The sequence below is a fragment of the Streptomyces sp. NPDC001914 genome, from assembly GCF_042891215.1.
GTDB lineage: Bacteria > Actinomycetota > Actinomycetes > Streptomycetales > Streptomycetaceae > Streptomyces.
On record NZ_JBIASW010000003.1, the window covers coordinates 278508 to 298821 of the forward strand.

The window sequence follows — 20314 nt, forward strand, 5'->3', positions numbered from 1 at the left end:
GATCGGTAAACGCCGACTTGTCGGTGCTACGGCGCATTCTGGCCATGGATGTCCTGGTACGGCTTTTCGGTCACCACGTACAACATCCGTTCGTCCAGGGGCAGTGCGAGCCGGCCGTCCGCGAGGTCGGCCGCGATCCGGAGCGCACCGTCGAGGGGGTCGCCCGCGGCGAGTACCCGGCGGACCTTCGGCAGGCGCTCGGCCAACTCCTCGCCCAAGGGCTCGAGGAGCGCCTCACCCACGTTGAACAGGCCCCCGGTGAAGGCCAGATGGGGCTCGCCGTCGGCCGGGCACACCGCGGCGGCCGACTCGGCCATGTGCCGGGCGGCGGCCCGCAGGATGCCCGAGGACACGGGATCGCTCTCGCGGAGGCCGGCCACCTCGGGGGCGAAGGAGGCGAGCACGGCGGCCCGGTCGCCGCGCGGATACAGCAGACCGGGCAGCTCCGGCATCGGCCCGAACCGCTCCTCCGCCCGCGCCAGCAGCGCGGACGAGCCGCCCGGGCGGCCGTCGAACGCGCGCAGGGCCGCTTCCAGGCCCGCGCGGCCGATCCACGCTCCGCCGCCGCAGTCGCCGAGCAGATGGCCCCAGCCGTCGGCCCTGCGCCATGACGTGAGGTCGGTGCCGATCGCGATCATGCCGGTGCCCGCCGCGATCACGACACCCGCCCGGGTGCCCAGCGCGCCCGTGTACGCGGTCACCGCGTCCGCCGCCAGGGCGAGCCGCCCTACGCCCAGTTCACGCTCCAGGACAGCCGGCAGTTCCTCCCGCAGTTCGGCGCCGAGCGTGGCGAGACCGGCCGCGCCGACGGCGACGGCCCCGAGTCGTCCGGCGCCCGCCTCGGCCATCAACCGGCGTGCCATCGGCAGCAGTTGATCCAGCAGGTGTTCGGCCGAGATCCCGCGCGGGCCGGTCCGCACCGGCTCCCGGGAGGTCAGCGGACCACCGAGCCGTACCGGGGCGGGCGGTGCCGGGGCGTCTCGGCGTGCGGGAGCGACGGCATCGTCCGGCACCCCGTGCGCGCCGAGCGCCACCCGCAGTCCCGAGCCTCCGGAGTCCACGGCCAGCACGACGGAAGGGCTCCGCCCGTCCCGCCGGCCGTCGTGCACGCCGTCGGGTGTCACGGCAGGCGCCAGTCCACCGGCTCCGCTCCCTGCTTCGCCAGCAGGTCGTTGGCGCGGCTGAAGGGGCGCGAACCGAAGAAGCCGCGGTCGGCGGACATGGGCGAGGGGTGCGCGGATTCCACCGAGGGAAGGCTGCCGAGCAGGGGGCGCAGGTTGCGCGCGTCGCGGCCCCACAGGATGGACACCAGCGGTCGGCCGCGCGCGGCCAGGGCCCGTATGGCCTGTTCCGTGACTTCCTCCCAGCCCTTGCCGCGGTGTGCGCCGGGGTTGCGGGGTGCCGTCGTCAGCGCCCTGTTGAGCAACAGCACGCCCTGGTTCGTCCAGGGGGTGAGGTCGCCGTTGGACGGCTGGGGCGCGCCGAGGTCGCTGTTCAGTTCGCGGAAGATGTTGATCAGGCTGGGCGGCAGCGGACGTACCTCCGGGGCCACCGAGAACGACAGACCCACCGCGTGACCCGGGGTCGGGTACGGGTCCTGTCCGACGATGAGGACACGCACCTCGTCGAAGGGCTGCTGGAAGGCCCGCAGGACATTCGCCCCGGACGGTAGGTAGGTGCGTCCCCCGGCGATCTCCGCGCGCAGGAAGTCGCCCATCTCGGCGATCCGTCCGGCGACGGGTTCGAGGGCCTTCGCCCAGCCCGGTTCGACGATCTCATGCAACGGTCGTGGTGCCACGGGCGTCACCCTACTGCCGTACACATGGCCGAGATCAAACTGGTGGCCGTCCCGCGACCGGGGATGACCGATTCGTTGCCGAATCGGACGTCGCCGGGCACAAGACGCCCGCCACCGAGGGGCGTTGGCGACCCCTGTCCTCCTCTGGTCCTCGCCGCGATCAGGCCATGACCGCCGCGCGGACGCACAGGACGTCCGGGAGATGCGAGGCGAGCTGCTGCCAGCTGTCCCCGTCGTCCGCCGACGCGTACACCTCGCCGTTGCGGTTGCCGAAGTACACGCCGGCCGGGTCCGCGCCGTCCGTGCACAGCGCGTCGCGCAGCACCGTGCCGTAGTGGTCCTCGGAGGGCAGTCCCGCCGTCAGCGGTTCCCAGGTCGTGCCCGCGTCGTCCGTACGGAAGACCCGGCAGCGCCGGTCGGCCGGCACGCGGTCGGCGTCGGCGTTGATCGGGAAGACGTACGCCGTGTCCCCGCGGTGCGGATGCGCCGCCACCGTGAAGCCGAACGTCGACGGCAGGTCGGCGCCGATGTCGGTCCACTGCCCGGCGCCGTCGTCGCTGCGGTACACCCCCCAGTGGTTCTGGAGATAGAGCCGGTCAGGATTCACCGCGTCACGCGCGACCTTGTGCACGCACTGTCCGAACTCCGGGTTCGGATCCGGCAGGAACACGGCGGAGACACCGGAGTTGGCGGGTTCCCAGCTCGCGCCGCCGTCCGCGGTGCGGAAGACCCCGGCCGTGGACACGGCCACCGTCACGGCACCCGCGTCGCGTTCGTCGGTGAGGATGGTGTGCAGCCCCTCGCCGCCACCGCCGGGAACCCACTTCGAGCGGGTGGGGTGCTCCCACAGGGGGCGGACGAGTTCGAAGGACTCGCCCCGGTCCTCCGAGCGGTACAATGCGGCCGGCTCCGTCCCCGCGTACACGACGTCCGGTTCGGCGGCCGCCGGGTGCAACTGCCACACCCGCTCCAGCGAGGCCCCCGTGTCCTTGGGGAACTTGACCGCGGGCTGCGCGGGTTCGGTCCACGTGCGGCCCAGGTCGTCGGAGTGGAACACGGAGGGGCCCCAGTGCGCGCTGTCCCCGCCGACCAGCAGCCGCGGCGTGTCGCCCCGGGAGTCGATCGCGACCGAGTACACGGCCTGCGCGTTGAAGTACGGGCTCTCGTCGAACTCCCAGGCGCCACCGCGCCGCCGGCCGATGAAGAGACCCTTGCGGGTGCCTACCGTGAGCAGTACGTCGGCCATGACCGGCCACCTCCGCGACGTCGTTGTCTGCGCTACGGGCCAGTCTGCACCCCGGCACCGACAGTCACCTTCCGGCCTGGCGTCTGCGCAGGTCGGACGGGGTGTTTCGGCATCGGACGCGGGTTTCCCGCGCGGCTCTCCGGGCTGCTCCGCGGGCGACGGTACGGACGGCGACCGGGTGCCTTCCGGACCGCGCGCGGAGGGGTGCCGTGGTCCCCGGCCCCCCATGCCCGCGGTCCTGGTGGCCCTCCTTACCGCAGGGCCCTTACCGCAGGGCCGGCCTCCCGTGGCGGACGAGGCGGTGGGGGCGGGGCCGTGAGCATCGGGCGGAGCACGCGCGTAAGGGAGGGGGACGTGGCGTGTCCGTGCGGTCGTGAGGAGGATGCCCTTGATGGCGGCGTTCCGTGGTCCGAGGGTCTGGCTGTGGCGGTGGCGGCGCAACCCGCTGCGACGGCGAAGCGATGTCCTGGAGGCCTGGATCGTGCTCACGGCCTGGGTGTTCACGGTGCTCGGCGGCGCGGTCGCCGGTCTGGGGACCATCGGTGCCGTGGAGACCACTCTCGCGAGGGAACGCGCGGAGTCGCACACCGTCCCCGCCCGGTTGACCGAGGACGCGCCGGAGGCGAGCGGGCCCGCCGGTCGCGTCGTGTGGACGAGGGTCCGCTGGACGGCGCCGGACGGCAGTGCCCGCTCCGGCCAGGTCCGGGTCTCGGCGGGGACCCTGGCGGACACCCCGGTCCTGGTGTGGACCGATCCCGTGGGACGCCTGGTCGACCGGCCCACGACCGTCGCCGTGGCCCGGCTGCGGGCCTGGCTGATCGGCCTCTTCGCGGGCGCCGGGGTCGCGGCCGTCCCCTTCGCCGCCGGCCGTTTCCTCCGCGGCCACCTGGAACGCCGACGAGTGGACCGCTGGGACGAGGAGTGGGCCCGGATCGGCCCCCTGTGGGGCCGGATGACGAGCTGAGCCGCCCCGGCGCCTCCCCGGCCGCCCAGAGCGCGGCACACTCCGCGCGCACAGTGCGCACAGTGCCGTGACGACGTCCCGCGCCTCGCACGCACGTCGCATCCGGCGCCGCGCGGGCTGCGCACGCAGTCGCTCCCGGCTTCGCCCGGCCCCCGCACGCACGTCGGTCCCGGCGCCGCCCGGGCCGCGTCGGCACGGTGGGCGGCTGTGTCAGCCGGACCGCAGGACCGTCCGGCAGTCCCGAAGGAGCCGTTCGTCGTCGAGCACGTCGTGACTGCCGTGACCGCCCGGGCGGGCGCGGTGGCGGCGGGGCGAGGTCAGTTCCGTGCGGATCAGGTCGTGGACGGGCGCGCCCGCGTCGTCCATCCGGACCAGGCACGCCGTGACGGTGCCCCGGGTGTACGGGTTCCGCCAGGCTTCGCGGAACACCGGCAGTACAGGTTCCGGATCTCCGGCGATGTCCCACAGAGCGCACGCCGCGGCCGTCCGCTCCCACACGTCGCCCGAGCCCGTCAGCCGAAGAAGCGCGGGCAGCGCGGGCGCGGCGGCCGGCCCCGTCCGGCCGAGCGCCTCGGCCGCCGCCCGGCGGATCCCGGTGTCCCGCTCCGGGCCCAGCGCACCGAGCAGCACCGGAAGGACCGCCTCGACGTCCCCCTCCACGGACCGGAGCGCGTCGGCCGCCGCCACGGCGTTCCCGCCCGTCAGCAGCCCCCGCAGCGTCGGGACGGCCTCACACGCACCCGGGCCGAACGCGGCGAGCGTCCCGGCCAGCGCCTTCACCAGAGCGTCCCGGAGCCGCAGTTCGCGTGGTGTGCCGTGCAGCAGTCGCAGCACTTCCGGCACGGCGGCGGCGTGCCGCAGCGCGCCGAGACCGGACAGCAGCGGCGCGGCACGGTCGTACGTGTCCACGGAGCCGAGCGGAACCTCGGCCAGCCGCTCGCGCAGCAGCGGAGCCAGGGGCGCCGCTGCCGCACCCAGGAAGCCGATCGTGTACCCGGTCTCGTTCGGCACGGCCGGGCCGCGCAGCACCTCCGCGAGAGCCGGCACCGCCCGTGCGTCCCCGCACCGGGCGAGGGCCTTGAGCGGGCGGTGCAGGGTCGCCGAACCGCGTCCCCGGGAGTCCGTGCGCGACTCCACGAGAGCGGCGAGCCGGTCGGCCGCCGGAGCCGCCAGAGTGAACAGGAACTCCAGGACGGACACCGCGGCGCAGCGCAACCGCGCCTCGTCCGAGCCGAGTTGCTCACCGATCAGCGCGACCGGCTCCTCGTAGGCGCCCCGCCATTCACGGAACAGCCCCGCCGACATCCAGACGGCGTTGCACCGGTCGGCCGTGGTCCGACCGCTCAACTGTCCTTCGAGCAGGGCGATCCGGTCCGCGGTGCGGGCGCCCAGCGCCTTGTGCAGCGTCCGGAGCAACTGCGCGCCCTCCTCGTCCGCCGGGCGGATGCGGCGCAGACTCCCGATGAGCGTGTCGGAGGACGTCCGGACGGGCTCTCTGGACGGCCGGATCCGCTGGGACCTGGTGTGAAGCAGCGCGACGACCGTGGGCACGAGGTCGGCGGGGAGCCGGTCGAGAGCGCACGAGGCGAGCTGGCCGAGCGCCGCGAGCCGCAGCCCGGGGTCGTGCGGCGGGCCGCACAGCGACACCAGACAGTCCACCGCCGGGGCCCCGGAACCGCCGTACAGCCGGGCGAAGAGGCCGAGGCCCTCGACCAGGGCCAGCCGGACGCCGTCCTCCTGTTCGTCCCGCAGCCGCTCGCTCAACAGGGCCAGGGCACGCGGCGGTTCGCCGTGGAAACGGACGAGCGCCGACGGCACGGCGCGGCGCACCTCCGGATCGCCGTCCGTGACCAGGTCCAGGAAGACCGCCGCCCCCGACCGGACCGCCGCGCGTGCCATCGCGCGGTTGTCGTTCCCGGAGTCCTCCGTGCCCGGGCCGCCGCCGTCCCCGTCCGCGTCGTGCTCACCGTCTTCACCGCCCCCGGGTGTCTCCCCGAAGACGTCCCCGTGGCCTGAACCGCCGATGCTGGCGAGGAGTTCCACGATGCCGCCCCGGTCGGGGAGCCCCGCGTGTCCGGCGAGCGCGAAGAGGAAGGGGACGGACGCGAGCGTCGAGTCGTACACATCGCCCTGGTGGTGCACGGCTCCGTACATCCCGTCGAGCGCGGCCTCCCGCTCATGGGGGAGTGGCGAGGCGAGCCCCCGCAGCAGCTCCGGCACGTCCGCGGCACTTCCGTAGGCATGCTCCAGCGAGGCCCAGTCGACCTCGTCGATCCCCCTGAACACGGTGTCCTCCCCATGCGTCCCGCCGTTGATCGTGAGTGTGCACCACGGCACTGACAGTGACGCCCGGGAACCGTCCCGTCGATGGCGTGGGTCCGGCCAACTACGGTGCGAACGGCCGTTTTCCGACGGTCGGCCGGGGGTGCCGCCGCCTTCGGGGACGTCCGGCCGGGGGAGAGGCGCACCCGGAGACAGCGCGGCCGGACACCCTCCTGGGAGCCCGGCCGCGTGCCGGCGGATCGAGGCCGCTGATCGCGGCGCGGCGCTAGGCGTTCGGCGCGGACGACCTGGAGCGACCGGACGGGGCCGAGGTCCGCGAGGCCGACCCGGGTCCCGCCGGAGGCGGTTCGGGGGACCGCCCGTCCGGACGGGCCGGGCGCCGGGAGGCGAACCGGGGCAGGGCCGGCGGGGCGAGGAAGCCCTCCGCGCGGGCCGCCGCGATGCCGATACGCGGAAGGTCCGCGCTCTTCTCGAAGAGGAGATAGCGAGGCTCCCAGACCGGCCGGTACTTGGCGTTGGCCCGGTACAGCGATTCGAGCTGCCACCAGCGCGAGAGGAACGTCAGCACCGAACACCACAGCCGCAGCACGGGTCCCGCGCCCAGCCGGGTGCCGCGTTCGAAGACGGACCGGAACATCGCGAAGTTCAGGGAGATCCGCTCCACACCGAACTCCTCGGCGCGCAGCAGCAGTTCGATCACCATGAACTCCACGAGACCGTTGTCGGAGTTCCGGTCGCGGCGCATCAGGTCCAGGGAGAGGCCCCGTTCGCCCCACGGCACGAAGCTCAGCACGGCCCGGGGTTCCCCCGCGCCGTCGTGGCACTCCAGCATCACGCACCGCCCGTCGGCGGGGTCTCCCAGCCGGCCGAGCGCCATGGAGAAGCCGCGTTCGGTCGCCCCGTCGCGCCACTGGTCCGCCTTGTCGGTCAAGGCGCCCATCTCGGCCTCGGGGATGTCCTCGTGCCGTCGGACGCGCACCGTGTAACCGGCGCGCCGGACGCGCTTGTGCGCCTGCCGGACGCCCCGCATGGCGCGTCCCTCCAGGGTGAAGTCGGACCGGTCCACGATGGCCTCGTCGCCGAGCTCCAGGGCGTCCATGCCGTGCCGGGCGTACACGGTTCCCGCCTCCTCGCCCGCGCCCATCACCGCGGGCGTCCACGCGTGCCGCCGAGCCTCCCGCAGCCACGCCTCGATCGCGCCGGGCCAGGCCTCCGGGTCGCCGATGGGGTCGCCGGAGGCGAGGGTCACCCCGCCGCGGACGCCGTACGCGATCGCCGCCTTGCCGCTCGGGGACCAGATGACCGCCTTGTCGCGGCGCAGCGCGAAATAGCCGAGCGAGTCGCGTTCCCCGTGCCGGGCCAGCAGGGCCCGCAGCCGGATCTCGTCGTCCTCGCCGAGGAGTTCCAGGCCGCGCGGCGAACGGAAGCACGCGTAGAGCACCAGCAGGAAGGTGACGGCCATCAGGACGTTGACGAGGATGTCGACCCAGCGGGGCGCGACGACGCTGTCGAACCGGTCGGCGAGCGGGCCGACACTGATTCCGCGCAGCAGTGTGTACGCGATCCGGTCGCTCAGCGGTGTTCCCGTCACACGGTTGGTGGCGCTGACGAGCAGGGTGCCGAGGGTGGCGCCGACGAGCAGACCGCCCGCGCCGACGGCCAGCGCGAGACGGGGGTTCGAGCGGTCCCCGACGGCCTGGAACTCCCGGCGCCCCAGCAGGAGGGCGACGACGAAGAGGGCGGTGAGCAGGACCGAGATCCAGTTGAAGACGTGCCGTTGGTAGCGGTCCTGGGTCAGCGCCACGGTGTAGAGCGCGAGGAGCGGGCCGGAGAGCAGCAGGTTGAAGATCCAGGCGGCTCGTTTGCGGCGCCGCATCACGAGTGCCAGGAACAGGGCCAGCGCCGCCGAGATCAGCCCGGCGGTGGCCAGATAGGGAGTGAAGAACTCGCCCCCGTTGTGCTCGTGCACCTCCTCGCGGAAGGGCAGCGAGATCACGGCGACGATGTTGAGGACGGCGAGCAGCCGCAGGTACCAGACCGTGAACGCGGCGGCTCGTGGCCGGATGCCGTCGCCCTCCCGTCCGGACGGGGCCCCGCGGCGCGGGCTCGCGTTCCGCTGTTCCGGGACGAGCGCTGACTGTTGTACGGACACCGTGGAGCATCACCTTGGGGAGAGGGCGGGAGAACCGGTGGGGACAGAGGCCGGAACACTACATCTTGTAGGGAATCGAGAGCCGGTGGCCAGCCGGAGGCGGCGTGAAGAGGTAAGGAGGTGTTGAGAATGCGGGGAGCGGTCCGCGGCGAACCTGCCCGGCGGGTGCCGGTTCGCCGCTGCCGGGCGCCCGGCGCGGCCACGGTCGTGGAGGACATCCCGGCCGCCGGGAACGAAAGGGAGCCGAAGCCCGGACCCGGGGGACTCCGGGAGGTGAGGAACCGACTCCGCCGGCCGCCGCTCGGACCTGGTGACGGCCGGACCCGATGGCTCAGGACGCCGTGCCCCTCGCGCACCAACCGCGCCGACGGCGACGGCGTCCGCGCCGTGGTCCTCAGTGGTGGGGCGTCGCGCCCCGGTCGCGGTCCGTGCGGGTGGTCGCCCACCACAGGAGGTCGCCGACCGCCGCGCCCGCCGCGACCAGGGCCGTGATCACTCCGGCCATGGTCAGTCCGTCGGCGAGGTGCGGGCGTCCGTGCAGCGCGTGCAGGTCGAACCCGCACAGGTGGTACACGCCCAGCGCGGCGATGCCGAGACTCGGGACGAGCAGTGCCAGCACGGACGCCGGTCCGCGTGCCACGCGTCCGGTGTCACGTTCCTCCACGGGTTCCCCCTGTCGTACGGCACTCACCGCCGGGACCCTACAACACGTAGGGTCTCCCTGTCCTGGCCGTGATGTCATGGTGCTGCGGCGGCTACCCAGGAGCGCGGAAGCCATGCGGGGCGGAGGCGTCCGGGCCGCGTGATCCGGATCACGGGTGTGCCACCCGTCCGGCGCCCGCGGAATTCCGTACCTCTTCACGACGTCCGGACCCTGGATGCGAGGATGTGGCGGTCATGACTGCCGGATGGTGCACGCGCATGCTGCGGGCCGTGATGTTCGCGGCCGTCTGTGTGCTGCTCGCCGCCCTCGGCCACGTCATGATGTCCGGCTCCCCGGTGGCCTGGTGGGCGCTGGCGGGCGCGGGAGCGGGTACGGCCGGAGCGGGCTGGTGCCTGGCCGGCCGTGAACGCGGGCTCCCGTTCGTCGTGTCCGTCGTGGTGCTCGCTCAGGGCGTCCTCCACGGCGCGTTCTCCTTCGCGCAGTCCCTGACGGCCGCCGACGCGGGTACGGGCACGGGTGCCGGGCCGGGGCGCCCGGCCGGGAACGCCATGGCCGGCATGGACGCCATGGACGGCATGGCGATGAGCGCCATGGACTCGATGAACATGAACTCGATGGACGCCGTGGGCGCCGGGTCCATGGGCGTGGGCTCCATGGGCATGGGGCCCATGGGTTCCGGAGCCATGGAACATGTGCTCCCCTGGGGCGCCGGAGCGGGCTCGCCCTCATCGTTCGGCATGTTCGCCGCCCATCTGCTCGCGGCGCTGCTGTGCGGCCTCTGGCTCGCGCACGGCGAGCGTGCGGTCTTCCGCGTCCTGCGGGCCCTGGCCGGCCGACTGGCCGCGCCTCTACGGCTGTTGCTCGCCCTTCCGGCGTCGCCGTACCGGCCGGCGCTCCGGGTCCGCCGACGTTCCTCGGAGCGCGCCCCGCGCCTCCTCCTTCTCGTCCACGCGATCACTTCCCGGGGTCCGCCCGTGGGGACCGCTGTCGTCTGAGACAGCCCGTTCCCCGAAGCGCCGACCGGGTGCTTCGGGCATCGGTCGTACCTCCCGTACGGCCGCACCCCACCACCGGACCCGTGGCGCTCGCGCCGGTCCGGATCACGGATGACCCGAGAAGGACACCTGGTGATCACTCCTGCCCTGCCTGTTCCGCGCCATGGACACGAGAGGCGCGACGAAGACGGCCGAGCGGTGTCGGCCGACGAGTCGGCGACCGCCTGGGCGCTGGCCGCACGCGCCGGCGATCCGGCCGCCGTCGAGAGCTTCGTCCGCGCGCTCCACCGCGATGTCGTGCGTTACGTGGCCCACCTGTCCGCCGATCCGCAGGCCGCCGAGGACCTCGCCCAGGACACGTTCCTGCGGGCGTTGGGCAGTCTGCACCGCTTCGAGGGGCGCTCCTCGGCGCGGACGTGGCTGCTGTCCATCGCCCGCCGCGCGGTGATCGACAGCCTGCGGTACGCCGCCGTCCGGCCGCGCTCGACCGGTTGCGCCGACTGGGAGACCGCGGTGGAGCACGCGCAGCCGCTCGGTCTGCCCGGCTTCGACGACGGCGTCGCTCTGCTGGAGCTGCTGGCCGTGCTTCCGGACGAACGTCGTGAGGCGTTCGTCCTGACCCAGATGATGGGTCTGCCCTACGCGGAGGCCGCCCTGGTCAGCGGCTGCCCCGTCGGAACGGTCCGCTCCCGCGTGGCACGTGCCCGCGCGACCCTGGTCGCGCTGCTCGCCGAGGCGGAGGTCGGAACGACGACCGAGGTGACGATCGGGAGGGTCGCGACGACCGCCGCCTGAGCGGGGCGGGGCCGCCGGACCCGCTTCCGGCGCCGGGTGGTGCGACTGCGCGCCGACCACCCGGCGCCGGAACCGCTCTGGCGCCCTCCGTGTTCGGACGCGTCACCGCCTCCGGGGCCGGACGCACGGCCGCCTCCGCGCCCGGACGCCTACACGGAGCGGTGGTACTGGTCGGGCACGTGGACCTCCGCCCCGAGTTCGCGTGCCGCGAGCCGGGCGAAGGACGGGTTGCGCAGCAACTCCCTTCCCAGGAGCACCGCGTCGGCCTCGCCGTTGGCGACGATCTTCTCGGCCTGCTCCGCCTCGGTGATGAGACCGACGGCGGCGACGGCCATCGAGGTCTCCCTCTTCACCCGTGCGGCGAACGGCACTTGATAGCCGGGGCCGACGGGAATCCGTACGCCGGAGGAGTTCCCGCCCGTGGAGACGTCGAGCAGATCCACGCCGTGCTCGTGCAGTTCGGCGGCGAAGCGGACGGTGTCGTCGGCGCTCCAGCCCGCGTCCTCCAGCCAGTCGGTCGCGGAGATCCGGAAGAAGAGGGGCTTCTCCTGCGGCCATACCTCCCGTACGGCGTCGACGACTTCGAGGGCGAACCGGGTGCGGTTCTCATACGAGCCGCCGTACGCGTCGGTGCGGTGGTTGGAGTGGGGGGAGAGGAACTCGTTGATCAGGTAGCCGTGGGCGCCGTGGATCTCGACGATCTCGAAGCCGGCGGCCAGGGCGCGGCGAGCCGCGTCGGCGAACTGGCCCGCGATCTCCCGGATTCCGTCGACCGTCAGCTCGTCGGGAACCGGGTGCTTCTCGTCGAACGCGATCGCGCTCGGGGCGAGGGCCCGCCAGCCGTGCGCGTCCGGGCCGACCGGGGCGCCGCCCTTCCAGGGCCGGTCGGTCGAGGACTTGCGCCCGCCGTGGCCGAGCTGAACGGCCGGCACCGTGCCCTGCGCGGACAGAAAACGCGTGATGCGGCGGAAGGCCTCCACCTGGGTGTCGTTCCAGATGCCCAGGTCGTACGGGGAGATCCGGCCCTCGGGCGAGACGGCGGTCGCCTCGACGACGACCAGTCCCGTCCCTCCCGTGGCGCGGGCCGCGTAATGGGCGAAGTGCCAGTCGTGCGGAGCGCCCGCCGAGGGACCCTCCGGCGCGGCCGAGTACTGGCACATCGGGGGCATCCACACCCGGTTGGGGATGGTGACTTCGCGCAGGACGAAGGGCTCGAAGAGGGCACTCACGCCGACTCCATTCGTGGCGGGACCGGTGGATGCCTCGTACGATAAACCTCGTAGTACGGCGAGTGTCAAACTACGATGGGTCTCGTACAATGGTCGCGTCGGGTGAAGGCTGCCCGACGATGCCGAAGGTGAGGGGGCGAAGACCGAGGTCCCCGGAGGAAGTGGAGCCGCCGTGACACCCCCCGCCACCGCCGCCAGTGGGCGTGATCTGCCGCACCCCGGGCGTGAGGACATCCGGCTGGAGTCGGTCCTGCACGCGCTGTCCGACCCGATGCGGCTCCAGATCGTCCGCGAGCTCGCCGCCGGAGGCCGTGAACTCTCCTGCTCGGACTTCGCACTGCCGGTCACCAAGTCCACGTCGACGCACCACTTCCGGGTGCTCCGCGAGAGCGGGGTCGTCCGTCAGGTCTATCGCGGCACGGCGAAGCTCAACGGACTGCGCGCGGACGACCTCGACGCGCTCTTCCCCGGACTCCTCGACCGTGTCCTGGAGGCCGCCGCCCGGCAGGCCGGGCGGCCGGCGCGGTGACGCCCCGCGGCAACCGCCGCTGACACTTCCCGGCCCGGGCAAAAAGAAAGGGCAAGGGGAAAGTCCATCCCTTGCCACTCTCAACTTATAGCGCACCGGGGGGCTTGCGGCAAGGCCCCGGTCCTGCCGCAGAATCACTGGCCGAAGCCAGGACCTGCGGAAAGTTGACATGAGCCCTCTGACCACCAGCGCGTTCCGCCTTCCCGACCGGCTGTCCGCCAAGGCGGACCCGGAACTGATCGCCGCGGACGAGCGGCACTTCGCGGCCGTCGCGGAGAGCCTCGAAAGCGCCGTCGCCGAACTGTCCGACCGCCTCGACGCCGAACGCAGGGCGCCCGGCGGCCTGGGCCGTGAGGCGATGGAACGAGACCTGGAGATCCACCGGCTCACGGGCCGGCTCCGCGCACTGCGCCGCTTCGGACTCGACCTGTGCCTCGGGCACGTCGTCGCCGCGGACGGCTCAGGCCCGGTGTACATCGGGCGGCTCGGCCTCACCGACAGCGAGGGCCGCCGGCTGCTGACCGACTGGCGCTCTCCCGCCGCCGAGCCGTTCTTCGCCGCGACGCACGCCCGGCCGATGGGTCTGGCGAGCCGTCGCAGATACCGCTGGAACGACGGCCGGATCAGCGACTACTGGGACGAGGTGTTCACCGCCGACGGGCTGGAGCGGCACGCGGCGCTCGACGACCAGTCCGCGTTCATCGCGAGCCTGGGCGGCAGCCGCTCGGAGCGCATGAGGGACGTGCTCGCCACGATCCAGGCCGACCAGGACGCCGTCATCCGGGCGGGATCCCGCGGCGCCCTCGTCGTCGACGGCGGCCCCGGCACCGGCAAGACGGTCGTCGCGCTGCACCGTTCCGCCTACCTCCTCTACTCCGACCCCCGGCTCGGCCACCGGCGCGGCGGCGTGCTGTTCGTCGGTCCGCACCAGCCCTATCTCGCCTACGTGGCCGACGTCCTGCCCAGCCTCGGCGAGGAGGGCGTGCAGACCTGCACCCTGCGCGACCTCGTCCCCGAGGGAGCCGCGGCGACGGCCGAGCGCGACCCGGACGTGGCCCGCCTGAAATCGTCCGCGGACATGGTCAAGTCGATCGAGAAGGCCGTCCGGTTCTACGAGGAGCCGCCCGCCCAGGGAATGACGGTCACGACCCCGTGGGCGGAGGTCGCGCTGAGCGCCGACGACTGGGCCGAGGCGTTCGAGGCGGCGGAGCCGGGCACTCCGCACAACGAGGCGCGCGACCAGGTCTGGGAGGCGCTGGTCGCGATCCTGACGGACAAACACGACGACGACGTCCCGCCCGAACTGCTGCGCAGGGCGCTGCTGCACGATCAGGAGCTCGTCGGGACCCTCGACCGCGCGTGGCCGCTGCTGGATGCGGCCGACCTCGTGGGCGACCTGTGGTCCGTACCCGCGTACCTGCGGCTGTGCGCGCCCTGGCTCGGGCCCGACGACGTCCGCAGACTGCAGCGCCCGGACGCCCGGGCCTGGACGGTGTCCGACCTGCCCGTCCTGGACGCGGCACGCCTGCGGCTCGGCGACCCGGAGACGTCCCTGCGAAGGCGCCGCCACGAGGCGTCCGTGGCCGCCGAGCGCGAGCGCATGGCCGGCGTCATCGAGAACGTGCTCGCGGCCGACGACGACGGCGAGGGCGCGGTGACGATGCTGCGCGGCAAGGACCTGCAGGACACCCTGATCGACGAGGCCGGGATGCCCGAGGCCCGACCGGACCTGCTCGCCGGGCCGTTCGCGCACGTCGTCGTCGACGAGGCGCAGGAACTGACCGACGCGGAATGGCAGATGCTGCTGCGGCGCTGCCCGTCCCGGAGCTTCACCGTCGTCGGGGACCGCGCACAGGCCCGGCACGGTTTCGCCGAGTCCTGGGAGGAACGGCTCGGGCGGGTCGGACTGGACCGGATCGAGGTGGCGTCGCTGACCATCAACTACCGGACGCCGCAAGAGGTCATGGCCCAGGCCGAGTCCGTCGTCCGGGCCGCGCTGCCGGACGCCAACGTGCCGGTCTCCGTGCGCAGTTCAGGAGTCCCCGTCGTCCACGGACCGGTCGCGGACCTGGAGTCGGTGCTGGACACCTGGCTCCGCGGGCACGCCGAGGGCATCGCGTGCGTCATTGGCGATCCCGGGTTCCGGGAGACCTCCCGGATCCGGTCGCTGACACCGGAGTTGTCGAAGGGACTCGAGTTCGACCTGGTCGTCCTCGTCGACCCGGAGAACTTCGGAGAGGGCGTGGAAGGAGCGGTCGACCGCTACGTCTCGATGACCCGTGCGACCCAGCAACTGGTGATCCTCACAACTCCCTGAAACCGAGACCCGGTCGGCGCGCAGGAGATCAGCCGCCCGCGCGCCCGTCCGGACCCGATCTCCGGGGCCGGTCGTCGGGCCCCGATCTTCAGGGGGCCGTCGTCAGGCCCCGGCCGTTCGTGTGGCCGCCCAGAGTGCGTCCCAGTCGGGCAGTTTGACGACCTCGCGGCCCAGGCGGGCGCCCAGTTCCGCCTCCGCGCGCTCGATCGCCTGCCAGCCGGCCCATTCGACCGGGCGTGTCCCCTCGGCCCGCAGCGCCGCCAGCGGATCGTCGGCCACCTCGCGCCGTACGAGGTGAGGGGCGTCCTCCAGCAGGGAGGCCACCGTCTCCTTCGCGCACGGGCGATTGGTCCCGATGACTCCGGTCGGGCCCCGCTTGATCCAGCCCGCCACGTACTCGCCCGGCGAGACCACCCCGTCCCGCAGAACCCGTCCCGCCCGCTGCGGCACCGTGCCCCGGCCGGCGTCGAACGGCATGCCGTCCAGCGGCACCCCGCGATAACCCACCGAGCGCAGCACCAACTGGGCCTCGATCTCCTCGAACCGGCCCGTTCCCCTCACCCCGCCGACCCCGTCCGGAACCGTCCGCTCGAACCGCACCGCGCCCACCCGGCCGCCGTCGGCGAGGAGTTCGACGGGCCGCAGGAAGAAGCGGGGGCGGATCAGCCGCGGCCGGCCCAGCGGCGCGGACGCCGCCCAGCCCCGGAGGACCTCCACGTTGCGGCGCTGGGCGGCGGGCAGCCCCGACGGATCGAGGTAGGCAGGATCGAGCGCCAGTTCCGCCTCGTCCACGCTGATGTCGGCCTCCGGCAGGCCGCCCAGCTCCCGCAGTTCCTTCGTGGTGAAGCGTGCCTGCGACGGTCCGCGCCGCCCCACCATGCTGATCTCGGTGACCTCGCTGGCGGCCAGCGCGCCGAGCGCCGCCTGCGGAATGTCGGTGGGGCTCAGCTCCGGAGCGGTGCGGGCCAGGATCCGGGTCACGTCGACGGCGACGTTCCCGACGCCGATGACGACGGCCGAGCGGGCGCCGGCCACGAATCCGTCGGCCACGGAGTCGGGGTGCGCGCTGTACCAGGAGACGAACTCGGTCGCCGACCAGCTGCCGGGCAGGTCCTCGCCGGGCACTCCGAGATGCCGGTCGGTGGCGGCGCCGACGCAGTACACGACCGCGTGGTACAGCTCCCGCAGCCGCGCCACCGGAACCCCGCCGGGTCCCACCTCGACACCGCCGAGGAACCGCACCCGCTCGTCCTCCAGGACGGTCCGCAGGTTGTTCTGGAGGGACTTGATCTTCTCGTGGTCGGGTGCCACGCCGTAGCGCACCAGGCCATAGGGGCAGGGCAACCGGTCCAGGACGTCGACGCGGACGTCCGGAGGCCCGCTCCGCTGGACCAGGCCCTGTGCGCTGTAGACCCCGCTGGGCCCCGAACCTACGACGGCGACACGCAGCACCGCGGAACTCCTCACCCGAGGGATCAGGAAGATCGCTGACAGGACATCGCTGGTGCTCCCAGCATCGCACCACGGGGTGCTCCGCTGACAGGGTGCGGCGCGTGCCGGTCACGCGCGTGTCCGTTCGTATGGAATGTGATGATGCGGTTACGTTCCGTATGTGCTAGACGCATCGTTTCTTAATCTGTCCGACCGCTGCCGCGCGGACGGCGACGTGTCCGTATGGCCCGCCTGGGAAGTGCGGGAGTCCGATGCGGGCGTCACGTCCTGGTTCAACGTCCGGCTGGCCTTCACCGACGGTGCCAGGGTCGACCTGCTCGCCGTGCTGTCGGAGACGGCCCTGTCGATCGAGGACGTACGGGCCGAACCGCCCCTCTCGCTGGACGACCTCGCGGTGGTCGCCGAGTGGATCGAGGAACCGCTGTCCGAGGCGTGCGGTGGCCGCCTCGGCATCGGCCGCGACCAGGACCGGGAGAGTCAGGCGCGGCGCGCGCGACCGGCCTGGCCGCGCGGCACCGAGGGCCGTCTGCTGGTGGCGGAGGAGTACCGGGCGGCCCAGAAGGAGGGGGTGGACCCGGTGCTCGCGGTCATGGACGCCACCGGTCACAGCCGGCGCAAGTCCCTGCGGCTGATCGCCGGAGCCCGGGACGCGGGGTTCCTGACACCTCGCCACGCGCGCCGCTGACCACGGCCGGGCGTGCCGGCACACATTCCTTCGTGCGGTCCGGCGCCCGGAAGGTGGGCGCGCCGGTCCCGACGGCCCCGCGCGGCTCGCTAATGGGACGGGCCGTCCGCGGACTCGGGCTCCGGATCGGTCGCGAAGAAGCGGGACAGGTCCGTGTCGCGGGGGCCGCCCGACGCCTCGGCGTCCGGCGGCACCCCCATCTCCCAGTCCAGCCGGTAGCGCTTGAAGAGTTCGGCCCGCAGCACCGGGACCTTCATCGGCACGCCCGGCACCAGCGCCGCGTAGACGGCGCCCATGAGCAGGGCGCGCAGCATCGGGTAGTCGGCCGAGACCTGCTCCGATCCGTACCGTGCCACGGTGTCCCCGAGCAGTGCGGAGAGCCGCACCTGTTCGGGGCACTGCACGAATCCCTCGGCCTGGAGCAGCCCGGCCATGTGCTGGCGCATCAGCACGGGCTGGTCCTGGGTGAGTCCGAGGATCGCGTCGATGGCCCGGGCCATCCGCTCCCGGCCGTCCTCGCTGCGCGGTTCGCGCTCGAGGGCCTCCTCCAGGGTGCGGTGCATCAACCGGTGCACCGCGGACTGCAGGAGCTGGCGCTTGCCGGGGAAGTAGTACGAGACGAGTCCGCGCGCCGATCCCGCGCGATCCGCGATGTCCCCGAGCGTCGCGGCGTCGTAACCGCGCTCGCTGACGAGTTCGACCGCGGCCAGCAGCAAGCGCTCTCGGGAACGCCGCCGCAACTCTTCATTGACCGAGGCGCTTCGCGGGGACATGCTGTAACTCCTGCGTTGACTGGCTGCCAGCCAACTATACTCAACGCGTCCGGAACCAGGCCCTTCGCGGGTCGGTTCCGGGCTGCCGCCGACCTGGGGCGACGCGGGGGATCGCCTCAGGTCGGTCGTGCGGCAGCGGGTGCCGGGGGAGTGTCGTCCGCCCGGTGGCCGTCGGCAGGTGCCGGACCGGCGTCGCGCATACCGGGCATCTCGCCCCGGGATGGGCGCCGGTGTGCGGCGAGGCGGGCACGGTGCCAGCTGGTGACCATGTACCAGCCGACCGACAGACTCAGCAGGGCATTGCCGACGAGGGTCTCCCTGTCGTCGCTGCGCGCCGTGTTGAGGAGGGCGGCGCCGGTGACGCACGTGAGGAAGCCGGCGAGGAGGATCCAGAACACTGTCTTCATTGCGGACCTCGGGACTGTGTGACGGAGGCGCCAACGTAGCCGTGCGGCCCTGATTGCGAGGTATTTGGCCTTTGTTGGCCAGAACTTGACGTTCCCGGCTTGCCCCTGGCCGGAAACCGTCGTTCCTGTATCGGGATTCCTGAACGCGTGTTCCAGGGGCGGTGAACAGGCGTTTCCGGTGCGTCAGTCCGCGTCCACCAGGTCGAGCACCGGCCGCAGCCCGTCCGGGCGGTCCGCCGCCGGCAGGTGGTCGACGAAGTGCACCGCGCAGCCCAGGGCCGCCGCGCCGCCGTCCGCCGTACGGTCGTCGCCGACCATCAGGGTGTCCTCGGGGGAGATGCCGAGTCCGGCACAGGCGGTCGCGAAGAGCCGGGGATCCGGCTTCTGGACGCCGTGCTCGTACGACAGGACGTACGCCCCGACGAACGGGTCGAGCCCGTGCGCGCGGAACACGGGCCGCAGGTCCCAGCCGATGTTGCTGACCACCCCGATGCCGAGACCCCGCTCGCGGAGCGCGGCCAGCACCTCGGCGGCGTCGGGGTACGGCTTCCAGGCGGCGGGGCGCATATGGCGGTCGTACAGCGCGTCGTGCAGATCCGGATCGGGCAGCGGCACCTGCCGGGAGAGACCGGTGAACGCCGCCCTGTGCTCCTCGGCACCGCGGTCGCGGGTCGCCCACAGGGCGCGGAGACGATCCGGCACCGGGAGGGTCGGACGTGCCCCTCCGGCGAGCGCGCCCACCGCCTCCAGAGCGCGCGCCTTTTCGGCCAACTCCGGCTCCGTGAGCGTGTGACCGGTCTCCGCGAGCACCGCGCGCAGCCACGATTCCGTGTCCTCGACGCGGAAGAGGGTCCCGGAGAAGTCGAAGAGCACACCCTTGAAGGTCATGTGTCAGATCTTTCGCGGCACGTCCCGTGACGGTCAAGAAGCACTCGGCCGGCGAACCCGCACGGGAGTCCGGGGCGCCGCCGACCGGGCGAACGGTCCGGCGGCGCCTGGCCAGGGCCTGTCCGACGATTCCCGTCGTCGCCGGGCAGACGGGAATTGTCGGACGGGCCCTAGCCCAGTGCGCGCAGACCCGGCACGAACGCCACGAGAACCGGAATCACCGGCACCAGCGCGGCCGCCGCCGTCAGTTGCAGCCGGCGGGCCGCTGTGAGCCGGTCCCGCGGTGTGAGGAGGCGGTCCACGCGCTGCGGGACGTGCGCACCCGGGACGGCCGGGCCGGGGCCGAACACGCCCCGGTCCTCGTTGAGTTCGACGAGGGCGAGAGCGATCGTGAGCCGGCCGAAGCGGCGCGAGGCCACGTCGTCGGCGGCGAGTTCGACCAGTCGGTGCATCTCGTCGCGGAACGCGGCGAACACGGGAACCTGCGGGAACCCGTTGGCCAGCGCGGCCGAACAGTGCAGCAGCCAGTCGTGCCGGGCCCGCGCGTGCCCCTGCTCATGGGCGAGCACGGCATCAAGCTGACGGCCCTTCAGCCGCCGCAAGGCGGCTGTGGTGATGACCAGTTGGGGGGCGGCGCCGGGCAGCCACCAGGCGTCGGGGCGCTCCCCCTCCAGGACGACGAGGCGTCCGGCGGCGCCCTCCTCGCCGGGCAACATCGGTGCGCGCACAAGGAGTTCGGACCGGTTCTGGCGACGCCGCACCCGCGCCCGTACGATCTCGCGGACGAGCATCGCCGCGGTCCAGGCTCCGCCGCACGCGAGGGTCACGGCCGTGGCGGCGGCCCAGGGGCCGCCCGCACCCGGCGCGTAGGCGTCGACGACGGACGCCGGCGCGCCGCCGAAGACGTGCCCGCGCACGGCCACCCAGGCGGCGGACGCGCTGAGCGTCATCGACAGGGCGCAGCACAGCAGGACGGCCGCCACCACGCATTGCCACACCCACAGGGCGACCACGGGTTCCCGGTCCGGCCAGTCAGCCCGTGCGAGCAGTCGCGGAGCGACCACGGAGGCAAGGGCGCCGAGCAGCAACAGTGCCGCGGGGACCATCATGGCCGAAGCCTATGAGCGGGGCACGCCA

The 20314-nt window shown here is 73.2% G+C and carries 18 protein-coding genes; 6 read left to right on the forward strand and 12 right to left on the reverse strand.

Annotation, left to right across the window (positions count from 1 at the left end):
- Nucleotides 1-26 precede the first annotated feature (26 nt).
- The 3 genes from ACFYYF_RS10505 to ACFYYF_RS10515 all read right to left on the reverse strand — a co-directional run bounded on the left by ACFYYF_RS10505 (nt 27) and on the right by ACFYYF_RS10515 (nt 3044).
- Nucleotides 27-1124: an N-acetylglucosamine kinase gene (locus tag ACFYYF_RS10505; protein WP_388773489.1), complete on the reverse strand. Its 1098-nt coding sequence runs from the start codon at nt 1122-1124 to the stop codon at nt 27-29.
- Nucleotides 1121-1798 (reverse strand): uracil-DNA glycosylase, encoded by a 678-nt coding sequence (locus tag ACFYYF_RS10510; protein ID WP_388773491.1) that lies wholly within the window; start codon nt 1796-1798, stop codon nt 1121-1123. The genes ACFYYF_RS10505 and ACFYYF_RS10510 overlap by 4 nt, the downstream gene beginning before the upstream one ends.
- Before the next feature lie 160 nt (nt 1799-1958).
- Nucleotides 1959-3044 (reverse strand): exo-alpha-sialidase, encoded by a 1086-nt coding sequence (locus ACFYYF_RS10515; protein WP_361680989.1) that lies wholly within the window; start codon nt 3042-3044, stop codon nt 1959-1961.
- 391 nt (nt 3045-3435) lie between these two features.
- On the opposite strand from ACFYYF_RS10515, the gene ACFYYF_RS10520 reads away from it, so the two are divergent.
- On the forward strand, nt 3436-4008 hold the full coding sequence (locus ACFYYF_RS10520; protein ID WP_388773494.1) for a hypothetical protein: 573 nt from the start codon (nt 3436-3438) through the stop codon (nt 4006-4008).
- 210 nt (nt 4009-4218) lie between these two features.
- Here ACFYYF_RS10520 and ACFYYF_RS10525 read toward each other — a convergent pair whose 3' ends face one another.
- The 3 genes from ACFYYF_RS10525 to ACFYYF_RS10535 form a co-directional block, all read right to left on the reverse strand.
- The gene (locus ACFYYF_RS10525) at nt 4219-6294 is read right to left on the reverse strand and encodes a HEAT repeat domain-containing protein (protein WP_388773497.1); all 2076 of its coding nucleotides are present in this window, start codon (nt 6292-6294) and stop codon (nt 4219-4221) included.
- A gap of 262 nt (nt 6295-6556) precedes the next feature.
- On the reverse strand, nt 6557-8443 hold the full coding sequence (locus ACFYYF_RS10530; RefSeq protein WP_388773501.1) for a phosphatidylglycerol lysyltransferase domain-containing protein: 1887 nt from the start codon (nt 8441-8443) through the stop codon (nt 6557-6559).
- Between the two features lie 394 nt (nt 8444-8837).
- Entirely contained in the window at nt 8838-9134 is a 297-nt protein-coding gene (locus ACFYYF_RS10535) for a hypothetical protein (protein ID WP_361680980.1), read from the reverse strand.
- A 206-nt stretch (nt 9135-9340) separates the two neighbouring features.
- On the opposite strand from ACFYYF_RS10535, the gene ACFYYF_RS10540 reads away from it, so the two are divergent.
- Both ACFYYF_RS10540 and ACFYYF_RS10545 read left to right on the forward strand, forming a co-directional pair.
- Nucleotides 9341-10102 (forward strand): hypothetical protein, encoded by a 762-nt coding sequence (locus tag ACFYYF_RS10540; protein WP_388773505.1) that lies wholly within the window; start codon nt 9341-9343, stop codon nt 10100-10102.
- 132 nt (nt 10103-10234) lie between these two features.
- Entirely contained in the window at nt 10235-10897 is a 663-nt protein-coding gene (locus tag ACFYYF_RS10545; RefSeq protein ID WP_388773507.1) for a sigma-70 family RNA polymerase sigma factor, read from the forward strand.
- Between the two features lie 149 nt (nt 10898-11046).
- Here ACFYYF_RS10545 and ACFYYF_RS10550 read toward each other — a convergent pair whose 3' ends face one another.
- The gene (locus ACFYYF_RS10550; RefSeq protein WP_388773509.1) at nt 11047-12126 is read right to left on the reverse strand and encodes an NADH:flavin oxidoreductase/NADH oxidase; all 1080 of its coding nucleotides are present in this window, start codon (nt 12124-12126) and stop codon (nt 11047-11049) included.
- 172 nt (nt 12127-12298) lie between these two features.
- Between ACFYYF_RS10550 and ACFYYF_RS10555 the strand changes: the two genes are divergently transcribed.
- Together ACFYYF_RS10555 and helR are read left to right on the forward strand one after the other, a co-directional pair.
- A complete protein-coding gene (locus ACFYYF_RS10555) occupies nt 12299-12655 on the forward strand; it encodes an ArsR/SmtB family transcription factor (protein WP_388773511.1) in 357 nt (118 codons plus the stop codon).
- Between the two features lie 169 nt (nt 12656-12824).
- On the forward strand, nt 12825-14972 hold the full coding sequence (helR, locus tag ACFYYF_RS10560; protein ID WP_388773514.1) for an RNA polymerase recycling motor ATPase HelR: 2148 nt from the start codon (nt 12825-12827) through the stop codon (nt 14970-14972).
- A 102-nt stretch (nt 14973-15074) separates the two neighbouring features.
- On the opposite strand, the gene ACFYYF_RS10565 is transcribed toward helR, so the two are convergent.
- Nucleotides 15075-16424, reverse strand: a complete 1350-nt coding sequence (locus ACFYYF_RS10565) for an FAD-dependent oxidoreductase (protein ID WP_388773517.1) — start codon at nt 16422-16424, stop codon at nt 15075-15077.
- A 214-nt stretch (nt 16425-16638) separates the two neighbouring features.
- Here ACFYYF_RS10565 and ACFYYF_RS10570 point away from each other — a divergent pair, with 214 nt between their 5' ends.
- Nucleotides 16639-17109, forward strand: coding sequence for a DUF6214 family protein (locus tag ACFYYF_RS10570; protein WP_388774349.1), 471 nt, complete (start codon nt 16639-16641; stop codon nt 17107-17109).
- Nucleotides 17110-17198: 89 nt separating this feature from the next.
- On the opposite strand, the gene ACFYYF_RS10575 is transcribed toward ACFYYF_RS10570, so the two are convergent.
- The 4 genes from ACFYYF_RS10575 to ACFYYF_RS10590 form a co-directional block, all read right to left on the reverse strand.
- Nucleotides 17199-17882, reverse strand: a complete 684-nt coding sequence (locus tag ACFYYF_RS10575) for a TetR/AcrR family transcriptional regulator (RefSeq protein ID WP_388773520.1) — start codon at nt 17880-17882, stop codon at nt 17199-17201.
- A 116-nt stretch (nt 17883-17998) separates the two neighbouring features.
- On the reverse strand, nt 17999-18289 hold the full coding sequence (locus tag ACFYYF_RS10580) for a hypothetical protein (protein ID WP_388773523.1): 291 nt from the start codon (nt 18287-18289) through the stop codon (nt 17999-18001).
- Nucleotides 18290-18472: 183 nt separating this feature from the next.
- Complete coding sequence (locus ACFYYF_RS10585; protein ID WP_388773525.1) at nt 18473-19177, reverse strand: HAD family hydrolase; 705 nt, start codon at nt 19175-19177, stop codon at nt 18473-18475.
- 170 nt (nt 19178-19347) lie between these two features.
- Nucleotides 19348-20286 carry a M56 family metallopeptidase gene (locus ACFYYF_RS10590; protein ID WP_388773528.1) on the reverse strand — a complete coding sequence of 313 codons (939 nt, stop codon included), beginning with the start codon at nt 20284-20286 and terminating at the stop codon, nt 19348-19350.
- Nucleotides 20287-20314: the final 28 nt, after the last annotated feature.

Excerpts from the sequence above, each read along its gene's own strand:
- ACFYYF_RS10590 (WP_388773528.1), bottom strand. The coding sequence starts at position 20,286 with ATGATGGTCCCCGCGGCACTGTTGCTGCTCGGCGCCCTTGCCTCCGTG.
- ACFYYF_RS10575 (WP_388773520.1), bottom strand. The coding sequence starts at position 17,882 with ATGTCCCCGCGAAGCGCCTCGGTCAATGAAGAGTTGCGGCGGCGTTCC.
- ACFYYF_RS10520 (WP_388773494.1), top strand. The coding sequence starts at position 3,436 with ATGGCGGCGTTCCGTGGTCCGAGGGTCTGGCTGTGGCGGTGGCGGCGC.
- ACFYYF_RS10540 (WP_388773505.1), top strand. The coding sequence starts at position 9,341 with ATGACTGCCGGATGGTGCACGCGCATGCTGCGGGCCGTGATGTTCGCG.
- helR (WP_388773514.1), top strand. The coding sequence starts at position 12,825 with ATGAGCCCTCTGACCACCAGCGCGTTCCGCCTTCCCGACCGGCTGTCC.
- ACFYYF_RS10585 (WP_388773525.1), bottom strand. The coding sequence starts at position 19,177 with ATGACCTTCAAGGGTGTGCTCTTCGACTTCTCCGGGACCCTCTTCCGC.
- ACFYYF_RS10515 (WP_361680989.1), bottom strand. The coding sequence starts at position 3,044 with ATGGCCGACGTACTGCTCACGGTAGGCACCCGCAAGGGTCTCTTCATC.
- ACFYYF_RS10580 (WP_388773523.1), bottom strand. The coding sequence starts at position 18,289 with ATGAAGACAGTGTTCTGGATCCTCCTCGCCGGCTTCCTCACGTGCGTC.